General features: G+C 69.7%; 11 protein-coding genes. 6 read left to right on the top strand and 5 right to left on the bottom strand.

Annotation, left to right across the window (positions count from 1 at the left end; genetic code table 11):
* Positions 1-68: 68 nt before the first annotated feature.
* Positions 69-395: a fumarylacetoacetate hydrolase family protein gene (locus ACLFOB_RS05400; RefSeq protein WP_410925337.1), complete on the top strand. Its 327-nt coding sequence runs from the start codon at positions 69-71 to the stop codon at positions 393-395.
* Here the strand turns inward: ACLFOB_RS05400 and ACLFOB_RS05395 are convergent.
* The 3 genes from ACLFOB_RS05395 to ACLFOB_RS05385 form a co-directional block, all read right to left on the bottom strand.
* Complete coding sequence (locus ACLFOB_RS05395; protein WP_410925335.1) at positions 367-1,374, bottom strand: hypothetical protein; 1,008 nt, start codon at positions 1,372-1,374, stop codon at positions 367-369. The genes ACLFOB_RS05400 and ACLFOB_RS05395 overlap by 29 nt on opposite strands.
* A 358-nt stretch (positions 1,375-1,732) precedes the next feature.
* On the bottom strand, positions 1,733-2,830 hold the full coding sequence (locus ACLFOB_RS05390; protein WP_410925333.1) for an ABC transporter ATP-binding protein: 1,098 nt from the start codon (positions 2,828-2,830) through the stop codon (positions 1,733-1,735).
* Positions 2,831-2,935: 105 nt separating this feature from the next.
* The gene (locus tag ACLFOB_RS05385; RefSeq protein WP_410925331.1) at positions 2,936-3,715 is read right to left on the bottom strand and encodes an SDR family oxidoreductase; all 780 of its coding nucleotides are present in this window, start codon (positions 3,713-3,715) and stop codon (positions 2,936-2,938) included.
* Between the two features lie 154 nt (positions 3,716-3,869).
* On the opposite strand from ACLFOB_RS05385, the gene ACLFOB_RS05380 reads away from it, so the two are divergent.
* From ACLFOB_RS05380 to ACLFOB_RS05360, 5 genes are all read left to right on the top strand, one after another.
* Positions 3,870-4,877, top strand: coding sequence for a Hint domain-containing protein (locus tag ACLFOB_RS05380; RefSeq protein ID WP_410925329.1), 1,008 nt, complete (start codon positions 3,870-3,872; stop codon positions 4,875-4,877).
* A gap of 101 nt (positions 4,878-4,978) precedes the next feature.
* Entirely contained in the window at positions 4,979-6,586 is a 1,608-nt protein-coding gene (locus tag ACLFOB_RS05375; RefSeq protein ID WP_410925327.1) for a peptide chain release factor 3, read from the top strand.
* Positions 6,587-6,880: 294 nt separating this feature from the next.
* Complete coding sequence (locus tag ACLFOB_RS05370; RefSeq protein WP_410925325.1) at positions 6,881-7,663, top strand: hypothetical protein; 783 nt, start codon at positions 6,881-6,883, stop codon at positions 7,661-7,663.
* Entirely contained in the window at positions 7,660-8,631 is a 972-nt protein-coding gene (locus ACLFOB_RS05365; protein ID WP_410925323.1) for a glycosyltransferase family 2 protein, read from the top strand. The genes ACLFOB_RS05370 and ACLFOB_RS05365 overlap by 4 nt, the downstream gene beginning before the upstream one ends.
* A gap of 96 nt (positions 8,632-8,727) precedes the next feature.
* Positions 8,728-9,918, top strand: a complete 1,191-nt coding sequence (locus ACLFOB_RS05360; RefSeq protein ID WP_410925341.1) for a DegT/DnrJ/EryC1/StrS family aminotransferase — start codon at positions 8,728-8,730, stop codon at positions 9,916-9,918.
* A gap of 10 nt (positions 9,919-9,928) precedes the next feature.
* Here ACLFOB_RS05360 and phaR read toward each other — a convergent pair whose 3' ends face one another.
* Both phaR and ACLFOB_RS05350 read right to left on the bottom strand, forming a co-directional pair.
* Positions 9,929-10,486 carry a polyhydroxyalkanoate synthesis repressor PhaR gene (gene phaR, locus ACLFOB_RS05355; RefSeq protein ID WP_410916421.1) on the bottom strand — a complete coding sequence of 186 codons (558 nt, stop codon included), beginning with the start codon at positions 10,484-10,486 and terminating at the stop codon, positions 9,929-9,931.
* A 143-nt stretch (positions 10,487-10,629) separates the two neighbouring features.
* Positions 10,630-11,091, bottom strand: a complete 462-nt coding sequence (locus tag ACLFOB_RS05350; protein ID WP_410925321.1) for a phasin, PhaP — start codon at positions 11,089-11,091, stop codon at positions 10,630-10,632.
* Between the last annotated feature and the right edge of the window lie 63 nt (positions 11,092-11,154).

Here is an 11,154-nt window from a genome sequence, read left to right as displayed (position 1 = left end):
TCCCCTACGGGCTGCCACTGTTCCATTTTAGCCATTGACATTAAGGCACTTTCTTCCGGAGGTGTCCCATGATCCTTGGCGCGTGGGACACCTTGTGCCCGGCATGCGCGCTCGACGAGGTCAAAACCGCTCTTGGCGAGCCCTTGATTGACGATCCGTATCGCTTGCTCTTTCCGGATGCCGTGAAGGCTGCGACGCGCCGCATCCTCGAACATGTCATGGTCTCCGAGACGATCCGTCCCGGCGAGGTCATCGGCACGGGCACGGTGGACACCGGCTGCGGGCCGGAGGTGCGGCGGCAGCTTGCCCCTTGCGACGAGATCGAACTCGAGATCGAAGGGATCGGCGAGCTGCGCAACCGCATGGTCAGCCGGCTGACAGAAGGTGCTCCCTGATCGCCGGCAGCACGCGCTCGCGGCACGGCCGTCCGTGGAACAGGCCGAAGTGGCCGCAGTCTGGCACGACGATCCGCGCGCGCCGACGGGGCGGCAGTGCGATGCAGAGATCGTGCGCCGCAGCGGTCTGACCGGGCGCGGCGATGTCGTCCAGCGCGCCCTCGACCGTGATCAGCGTCGTGTGCTGCAGCGCCTCGGGCCGCACGGTCCGCCCCCGGCAGGTCAGCCGGCCCTTCGTGATGGCGCAGATGTGGAACACCTGTTCGAGGTTCTCGGCGAAATGCCGGGCGTCCACGTCCATCACCGAGGTATAGAGATCGCCGAAGGGCGCCACGCCCGGGTCGGCGCCGTCGTCGGCGCGGAACTTGCGTGCAAGTTCGCCGTCGCGTTCCCGATCCCGTGCAAGATAGGCGCGCAACCCGGCCAGCTGCGTCGCGGCCGGATAGACCCGCCGCCCCTGCCCGGCGAAGCCGCGCGGCACCGGCGCCATCGCGCCCATGCGATACCAGAGCATCGGCCAGCGGCGGATCAGGCGCACGACCGCGGTGGGGTTGGCCATGGGATCGACCGGGGCGGCCATCAGCACCAGCGCCTGAGGCGCGCGGTGCGGGGCCTCTTCCGCCAACCGGGCCGTGGCGGCCAGCGCCGGCACCCCGCCCTGGCACAGCGCCAGCACGTTCAGGCCCGGACCAAGCTCCCGGATCGCGCGCTCGACGGTCAGGATGTTGTCCTCGAACCCGAAGCTGCCGAAGGGTTGCGGCACATGCCGCACGTTGGTCCAGTCCAGCAGGGACACGTCGAAATCGGGCAGCAGACCGATCACGACATCGCGCATCAGCATGGCGAAATGCCCCGAGAGCGGCGGCACGACGAGCAGGCCGGGCCGCGGCCCGGCCGCGGAAAGGCGGAACGAGACCAGCGTGTGGAAAGCCGAGGCAGACAGATCGCGCTCCTCGACCTGCGCTGTCCCGCCGGCCAACGTCAGGCCGTCCAGCGCGAGACTGCGGCGCGCCGGCTGATCCGCTCCCCGGTGCAATGGCGCCCGCTGCCCAACCGTGCCGGTTGCGGCCTCGGACGGGCCTTGCCCGCTTTCCATCGGTTTCCCCCCTTTGCCTGTCAGACCCGCCCCCAGGCGGCGACAGGCCGTCGGTCACGCTTCGGCTGTGCCCTACAGGGGCAGGTCAACCGAAACGCGTCCGCCCACGCGCATAGACTGACCTTGCGGCAGTTTCACGGCGATTCGCCTTGACCTATGTCACGCACGGCGCGTGGCCGTTCCGGCGCGCCGGTCTGCGTGCGTTGTCGCACCGGCGCCTCATGTCGCCGGGTCAGGCCGCTCAGAACATCGGCACGCCGGAGGCCGGAAAGACGAAGCAGCGGTCGCGCCGGACGGTCAGCCACAGCGGCGTGCCCGGCTTCGGCAGGAAGACGTTGGGCACGGTCGCCTTCAGGACCGAGCCGTCAAAGTCCATGCGGAATTCCACAAGGCTCTCGTTGCCCAGAAACCGCGCGCGTTCCACCACGCCGCGGGCGGCCACGCCTTCGCGCGCCGTGGGGTGGGGGCCTTGCCCGTTCCGGTCGAAATCGATGCCCACGTGCTGCGGGCGAAAGACGATGTCCACCTCGGCCCCGTCCGGCACGCCCGGGGCCAGGAACTGGCCGAAGGGCGTATCGGTCAACGCGCCGTTCACCGTGCCGCGGATCACGTTGATGTCGCTGAAGAAGGCGACAGCCGCCTTGTCCGCGGGCGCGTTGTAGATGTTGTAGGGCGCACCGCGCTGCACGATCCGGCCGTCGCGCATCAGCGCGATCTCGTCGGCCATGCGCATCGCCTCCTGCGGCTCGTGGGTGACCAGCAGGACGGCGGCATCCTCTTCCTTGAGCAGCTTCAGCGTGTCGTCACGGATGCCGTCGCGCAGCCGGTTGTCGAGCCCCGAGAACGGCTCGTCCATCAGCATGACGCGGGGCCGCGGCGCCAGCGCGCGGGCCAGCGCCACGCGCTGCTGTTCGCCCCCCGACAGGGCATGCGGGTAATCATCCGCATAATGCGCCAGTTCCACCCGCTCCAGCAGTTCCATCACCCGCGCGCGGCGGGCGGGCTTTGCGCCCCTCAGCCCGAAGCCCACGTTCTCGGCCACGGTCAGATGCGGGAAGAGCGCGAAGTCCTGGAACATCAGCCCGATCGAGCGGCGTTCGGGCGGCAAGCGGGTGACCGTGTCGCAGATCAGCTCGCCGTCGACGCGGATCTCGCCCGCGTCCTGCATCTCCACCCCCGCGATGATGCGCAGCGTGGTGGACTTGCCGCAGCCCGACGGCCCCAGCAGGCAGGTCACCTGCCCCGGCCGGATGGCGAGCGAGACGTCGTCGACCACGCGCCGCCCGCCATAGCTGCGCACGAGCCCGCGGATGTCGAGACGGGGGGAATCGGTTTGCACGCAGGCCTTTCGCGGTTAATCCGAGCGAATTCCTCGGCTTCGCGGGCAGATAGCAATCCGGGCGCCGCCACGCAAGGTGGGGCGCCCGACGGCCGCCCGCCATGCTCAGATCGTGAAGTTCGTGCCGCCACCGTCGAGCAGCAGGTTCTGCCCCACGATGAAGCCCGCCTGTTGCGAGCAGAGAAAGACGCAGGCCGCGCCGAACTCTTCCGCCGTACCGTAGCGGCGGGCGGGGATCGTGGCCTCGCGGCGTGCGCGGGCCTCCTCGATCGTGATGCCCTCGCGCTCGGCCACCGGGCCGTCCAGCGCCTGCGCCCGGTCGGTCGCGTGGATGCCGGGCAGCAGGTTGTTGATCGTCACGCCCGCATGGGCCACCTGCCGCGCGGTGCCCGCCACATAGCCCGTCAACCCGGTGCGCGCGGCGTTCGACAGGCCCAGCTGCGGGATCGGCGCCTTGACCGACTGCGAGGTGATGTTCACCACCCGGCCCCAGCCGCGCGCCATCATGCCCGGCAGGAGCGCGGTCATCAGCGCGATGGGTGCCAGCATGTTGGCGTCGAGCGCGCGGATGAAGTCGTCCCGGCCCCAGTCCGACCAGACCCCCGGTGGCGGCCCGCCCGCGTTGGTGACCAGGATATCCACATCGCCCGCCACCTCCAGCACGCGCGCGCGTCCGTCCTCCGTGGTGATGTCCGCGGCCACGGTCACCACCTCGACGCCATGCGCATCGCGAATCGCCTGCGCGGTGGCCTCCAGCGCCTCGGCCCCCCGCGCGTTCATCACCAGGTTCGCACCTTCGGCCGCCAGCGCCTCGGCGCAGCCGCGTCCCAGCCCCTTGCTCGAGGCGCAGACCAGCGCCCGCTTTCCCCTGATCCCCATATCCATCGCGCGCCCTCCCGTCCGTGTCGCTGTCCGGCGCAGGTAGCACCGCCCGCCGGCCTGCGCCAGCAAAACGCCTTCGGCCCTCCACCCGCCCGACGCATTTCCATGGCAGGCCGGAGAGGATAGTCTCGTGCTCTCGCATTCGAACGAGTCGCCCATGCCCGCCGACCGACCGCCACTGCAGCTTCCCGTTTTCGAGGCCCGCCTCCTGACCGTGGTGGAGGGTGCCAACCTCGGGGATCCGCTGGGCTTTGCGGATGAGCTCGTCCCCGACGACGTCTATGAACTGGCCGGCGACGCGCAGCCGGGACGGCTTGCCGCCGAAACCGCCGAGGGCAGGACTTTCGCGGTCGCGCATGGCTCCGGGCTGGGCCGGCCCGGCGCGCCCCTGCACCTCGACAGCTGCCTCACGCTGATGGGCGCGGACGGCGTGCCGGCAGAGGCGCTGGTGCTGGTCGAGCTCGACACGGAGGGCTGCGTCGCGGCCGTCTACCTGCACCCGATGGCGCGCCTGCTGCCCCGCGTGCCCTACAGGCTGGTGGGGATCGACCGCGCCTCTGCCCGCCGCCGCTTTGCCGAGCTGGGTTGCGTGTCCTTCTCGCGCGGCACGCGGATCACGCTGGCCTCGGGCGCGCAGCTGCCCATCGAGGAGCTGCGCGAGGGCGACCGCGTGCTCACCCGCGACGACGGCGCGCAACCGGTGCGCTGGATCGGCCAGAGCACGCTGCGCGCGACCGGCGCCTTCGCGCCCATCGTCATCACCGCGGGCGCGCTGCACAACACGGGCGATCTGGTGGTCAGCCCCGATCACCGGCTCTTCGTCTGGCAGCGCGAGGATGCGCTGGGCGCGGGCCGGGCAGAGGTGCTGGTGCGTGCCCGGCACCTGGTGAACGGCACGACCGTCTTCGTCCGCGAGGGCGGCTTCGTCGACCACTTCCAGCTGCTCTTCGACCGGCATCAGATCATCTATGCAGAGGGGATCGCCGCCGAATCGCTGCTGATCGACAGCCGGACGCGGCCGGTCCTGCCCGCCGCGCTCGACAAGGCGCTGGCAAACCGGTTGCCTGCCCATGGCCGCGCGGCGCATCTCGATTTCGAGGTGCAGGAAGGGCTGCTGCGCCGGCCCGACACGGTCGAGCTGCTGCGTCGCGCCTCCAGGCGCTGACGCCTGCGGGACGGCGGGCGGGGCGCCTTTCGCGCAGCGAAACAGCGCCGTCCCGCCGCGCCAGATTGCGCGCACCCCGCCCCTCGCCTATATGCCGCGCCATGCTCGACGCGCGCCCCAACCGCCCCGACCTGCCGGCCGAGATCGCCCGGCGCCGGACCTTCGCCATCATCTCGCACCCCGACGCGGGCAAGACCACGCTGACGGAGAAGTTCCTGCTCTACGGCGGCGCGATCCAGATGGCGGGGCAGGTGCGCGCCAAGGGCGAGGCGCGGCGCACGCGCTCGGACTTCATGAAGATGGAGCAGGACCGCGGCATCTCGGTCTCGGCCTCGGCGATGTCCTTCGACTACAGGGGCTTCCGCTTCAACCTGGTGGACACGCCCGGCCACTCGGACTTTTCCGAGGACACCTATCGCACGCTCACCGCGGTGGACGCGGCGGTGATGGTCATCGACGGCGCCAAGGGCGTCGAGAGCCAGACGCGCAAGCTCTTCGAGGTCTGCCGCCTGCGCGACCTGCCGATCCTGACCTTCTGCAACAAGATGGACCGCGAGAGCCGCGACAGCTTCGAGATCATCGACGAGATCCAGGAAAACCTCGCCATCGACGTGACGCCCGCCTCCTGGCCCATCGGCATGGGGCAGGATTTCCTTGGCTGTTACGACCTGTTGCGCGACCGGCTGGAGCTGATGGACCGCGCCGACCGCAACCGCGTGGCCGAGTCGATCGAGATTTCGGGCCTGGACGATCCGCTGCTGGACCGGCATGTGCCCGCGCAGCTGCTCGACAAGCTCCGCGAAGAGGTCGAGATGGCGCGCGAACTGCTGCCGCCGCTCGACCTTCAGGCGGTGCAGGAGGGGCACCTGACACCCATCTGGTTCGGCTCCGCGATCAACTCCTTCGGGGTCAAGGAGCTGATGGACGGCATCGGCGCCTACGCCCCCGAGCCGCAGCCCGCGCGCGCCGAGCCGCGCCAGATCGCCCCGGAAGAGAGCAAGGTCGCGGGCTTCGTCTTCAAGGTGCAGGCCAACATGGACCCCAAACACCGCGACCGGGTGGCCTTTGTCCGCCTCGCCTCGGGGCACTTCAGGCGCGGCATGAAGCTCACCCACGTCCGGTCGAAGAAGCCGATGACCGTCTCGGCGCCCGTGCTCTTCCTCGCCTCCGACCGGGAGCTTGCGGAAGAGGCCTGGGCCGGCGACATCATCGGTATCCCCAACCACGGCCAGCTTCGCATCGGCGACACGCTGACCGAGGGCGAGGCGCTGCGTGTCACCGGCCTCCCCTCCTTCGCGCCCGAGCTTCTGCAGAGTTGCCGCGCGGGCGACCCGATGAAGGCCAAGCACCTCGAGAAGGCGCTGATGCAGTTCGCCGAGGAAGGCGCGGCCAAGGTCTTCAAGCCGGTGATCGGCTCGGGCTTCATCGTGGGCGTGGTGGGGGCGCTGCAGTTCGACGTGCTGGCCAGCCGGATCGAGCTGGAATACGGCCTGCCCGTGCGCTTCGAGCCGTCGCAGTTCACCTCGGCCCGCTGGGTCTCGGGCGACAAGGCGGCGCTGGAGCGCTTCGCGGGCGCCAACAAGCAGCACATGGCCACCGACAACGACGGCGACATGGTCTATCTCACGCGGCTGCAATGGGACATCGACCGGGTCGAGCGCGACTGGCCCGACCTGCGGCTTTCCGACACGAAGGAAATGCAGGTCTGACGCGAACCGAGTCCTTCCCTCGGGCGATATCGTCGCGCGCCCCGGGCGCGGCGACCTGACGGGCGGGCGCACGGGCCGGCAGGCGGGGCCAGGCGGCGCGCCCGCGCTGCGCTGACGCCACGGCCGTTCCTTGCGCGTCTCGCCGCAAAGGATCGCCCGGCGGTCCACGCGACTGCCCGCCGACGCCCTTGCCGCGAGGGGCCTCGAGGCGCGACACTGCGCCGGAATTGCCACCTGGCCGCCACGCTGCCGTCAAGCGCCGCGGCCAGATCATCGCGTCAGGAGGCGCCAGGCATGCGCGAGACGGACGGCCAGACCCCCTGCACCTATCCCGGCGGCATCGCCGCGGTGCTGGAAGAGATGGAGGCGCGGCGCGCGCCGCTGGGCTTCGCCCCGGGCGAGGCGCTGCCGCCACTCGACGCCGATCTCGCCGCGCTCAGGGCCGCCCGCGTGCCCGCGCCCGAGGCGGACCCGCTGCGCCGTGCGGCGCATGGCTCGTCCAACCACCGCAAGTTCCTCGACCTGCGCGCGGAGCTAGAGGGGCGGTCCGAACTTGCCTGCCTGCACGGGCTGCTCGTGGCGCACCTGCGAAAGCGCGCGCAGCCGTCCCACACGGCGGCGCTCTTCCTGCGGCTGTGGACGGAAGAGGCCGAGCATCTGCTCGAAGAACTCGACCTGCGCTGGCAGGTCTCGGCGCTGACCACCTTCGGCGAGCATGGCGCGACAGAGGCGCAGCGCACCGTGGGCGAGGCGCTGTCGGTGCTCTTCGGCATGATGAAGCTTTACGAGACCGAGCGGCGCTATTCCGGCTTTCCACCCAACAAGAGCTTTCGCCTGAAAGGCCGCAGCCGCGTGGGCCTGCCGCTGGGGATGGACGCCTATTCGCTGGACGCGGGCGGGCTGGACGTGAACATGCTGGGCCGGCTCTGGCACATGGCCGAAGGCGACGCGGTGATCCGCCCGCTTGCCCACAACATGCTGGACCGGCTGATGCACGACCCGCGCACCGTCTTTCGCCGCCTGCGCCGGATGCGCACGCGCAAGGCGCGGCGCGCGGCGCGGGCCGCCGCCGAATGAGCGCGCGGGCCACCTGGGGCGTGATCGCCACGATCAAGGCGCCCGACGACGAGATCCTCGCCTTCGCCGCGCATCACCTCGATCTGGGGGCGCATCGGCTCTACCTCTACCTCGACGACGAGGCGCCGCAGGCGCAGGCGCATCTCGAGGCGCATCCGAAGGTCCGCGTCGTGCGCACCGACGATGCCTGGTGGGCGAAACGGCGCGGTCGCCCCGAGAAGCACCAGACGCGGCAGTTCGTCAACGCGCGCCACGCGCTCAACCGCAAGCAGGGGTGCGACTGGCTTGCCCATATCGACGTGGACGAATTCCTGTGGCCCGAGGGCGACATCGGCGCGCTTCTGGGGGCGCTGCCGGCGGACTGCCTGACCGCGCGCGTCCGCCCGATCGAGGCGCTGGCCGATCCCGAGGGCGGCTTTCCCACGTTCTTCAAGGGCACGCACGTCGCGCGCGCGGCGCGGCAGGAGGCGGCAGAGCGGGTTCATGGCGGCTGGGCCACGCATCTTCCGGGCGGCTTCCTGAGCCATGTGCAGGGCAAGCTCTTCGTCCGGCACGGTCACGGCCTGAAGCTCAGGATCCACAACGCCATGCAGGGCGAGGTCGAGAACCCGGGGCTGCGCGAACTCGACGCCGTGCGCCTTTGCCACCTGCACGCCCCCTCGTGGGAGCGGTTCCGCGCGCATTACCGCTATCGCCTTGCGCGCGGATCCTACCGCGACGAGTTGCGCCCGCAGGCCGGACCCGACGGCCTGAACCTGCATACCCTCTTCCGCCGGATCGAGGCGGAGCGAGGCGAGGCCGGCCTGCGCGAGATGTTCCGCGAGGTGGCAGAGGCGCAGCCCGCGTTGCTGGCGCGGCTCGAAGCCGAGGGATTGCTTCACCGCTGCGACCTGCGGCTGGCCGAGAAGGTCGCGCGCCACTTCCCCGAGCGGCCGCCGCGGCACGGCGGCCACAGCACGGCCGTTTAGGCGCCCTGCGGCAACTGCGCACTTCCCTCGCCCTTTCGCTCGATTTAACCTTTCGAAAACCCGGATTAAGGATTTCGAAATATGAAGGATCACGCCCTGCCCGCGATGCCCGACACGCATCAGGCCGAGCCCATCCCCGAGGCCGCGCGGGCCGAGATCGAGCGCCTTCTGCTTTCGGGCGATCTTTTCCGCTACACCGCGCCGGAGGATGCCCCCGTGGCCCTGCTGGAGCGCGAGTTCGCCGCGATGATGGGCGTGCGCTTCGCGCTCGCCGTCTCGAGCTGTTCTGCCGCGCTCTTCCTGTCGCTCAAGGCGCTGGACCTGCCACGCGGCGCGCGAGTGCTGATTCCGGGTTTCACCTTCGCCGCGGTGCCCTCGGCCATCGTGCACGCCGACTGCGTGCCGGTGCTCTGCGAGGTGGGGATGGATTACCGCATCGACCTGGACGACTTCGCGGCGAAGCTGCCGGGCGTCGATGCCGTGATGATCAGCCACATGCGCGGCCACACCAGCGACATGGACCGGATCGTGGAACTGGCGCAGGCGCAGGGCCTGCCGGTGATCGAGGACGCGGCGCATTCGCTGGGCACGCTCTGGGACGGGCGCAGGATCGGCACCATCGGGCGCGTGGGCTGCTTCAGCTTCCAGAGCTACAAGCTGGTGAACGGCGGCGAGGGCGGGATGCTGGTGACCGACGATGCCGACCTTGTCGCGCGCGCGGTCATCATGTCCGGCGCCTACGAGCACAACTGGAAGAAGCACGGCGCACTGCAGGCCCCCTTCGAGACCTGGCAGAACAGGCTGCCGCTCTACAACATGCGGATGTCGAACCTGGCCGCGGCGGTGATCCGCCCTCAGCTGGCCGAGATCCCGCGCCGGGTGCGCGACGGCCGCGCCGGGCATGATTTCGTGGCGGAACGGCTGAACGAAAGCCCGTGGATCGCGGTGCCCCCTGCCCTGCCGAAGGAGGCGCGCGCGCCCGATTCGATCCAGTTCAACCTTGTCGGCATGACGCGGGACGAGCGCGCGGCCTTCGCCGACGCAGCAGCAGGACTGGGCGTGAAGGTGCAGGTCTTCGGCCTGAGCCGCGACAACGCGCGCGCCTTCTGGAACTGGGAGTTCCTGCCCGAGCGGGTCGAACTGCCGCGCACGCGCGCGATGCTGGAGGTCGCCTGCGACGTGCGCCTGCCCGCGCGCCTCTCGCGGGAGGACCTGACCGCCATCGCGGAAGCACTCGTTGCCGCGGCGGAAGAGGTGATGGCGCCGGGCCGCGCCTGCGGCACCTGAACGCCCGCCGTCAGGTCAGCTTGTCGAGCTTCGATTTCATCTCGGCAAGCTGGCGGCGCATCTCCTCGAGTTCCCGTCTCTCGTCACGCGCCCCGGCGCCCTCGTCTTCCGGCGCCGGGCCGGACCAGTTGCCCATGCCACCGGTCATCGCCTTGAGAAACGCCTCCTGCTGCGCGCGCATCGCGTCGTAGCCGGGCATGGCGCTGATCGGGTTCATCTTTTCCATGTTCTCCATCATCTTCGCCTGGCCCTCGCGGAACATGTCGAAGGACATTGCAAGGAATTGCGGCATCATGGACTGCGCGCTGTCTGTATAGCTGCGAACCAGGTCCGTCAGCACGTTGACGGGCAGCACGTGTTCGCCCTTCGATTCGTGCTCGGCGATGATCTGGAGGAGGTATTGCCGGGTCAGGTCATCGCCCGATTTCAGATCGACGATCTGCACATTCCGCCCGGCGCGGATGAAGCCCGCGATGTCCTCGAGCGTGACATAATCGCTGGTTTCGGTGTTGTAGAGCCGGCGGCTGGCGTAACGCTTGATCAGCAGCGGTTTTTCGGTTTCGGCCACGCGCTCCCCCCTCGCTCTGCGCCATGCCGTGCGGCATCGCGGAAAGAGCGTAGTTGACGCCCGGACAAATTGAAAGGGGCGGGCATGCCCCGTGGCACACCCGCCCCCGTTCACGACTGACGCGCCGGGGCGCGCCCGCGGGCTTACTTCGCCGCGGTCGAGGCCTTCTTGGCCGCCGTCGTCATGTCTGCCGCGGCCTTCTTCATGGCCGAGGAGGCGTCTTCGGAGAAATCCTTGCCCGCCGCCATCATCAGCTCGACGGTGTCCATCTGGACCTTCTTCGCGATCTCGGCGAAGGCGGCCATGTGCTCGGCGGTGACTTCGGCCTGCGCCGAGGCGAAATCGGTCATCGCCTTGGCATAGTCGGCGGGCTCCGACTTGGCCTTGGCCATGTCGCCCATCTTGGTCAGGACATCCTTCATCCACTTCGCCTGCAGCTCGGTGGACTTCTCTGCCGCCTCGATGGCGACACTGCTGAGCTTCTCGTTCAGCGTCGCCGCGGTCTTGAAGCTGTTTTCCATCGCGGCGGTGTCGACGGGGAAGGCAGCCATCATGTCCTTCATCATCTGGGTCATGTCGGGGTTTGCGGTCTTGGCGGTGGCCATGGTCGTGATCCTCTCTCAAATCTCGTCAGCAGTCCGGTGCCGGCCCTCCCGGCGACGGTGACG

This window comes from Rhodosalinus sp. (assembly GCF_046542825.1).
Taxonomy (GTDB): Bacteria; Pseudomonadota; Alphaproteobacteria; order Rhodobacterales; family Rhodobacteraceae; genus Rhodosalinus.
Note: the sequence above shows the minus strand (reverse complement) of the source record. Positions and strands in the feature narration are given on the sequence as shown.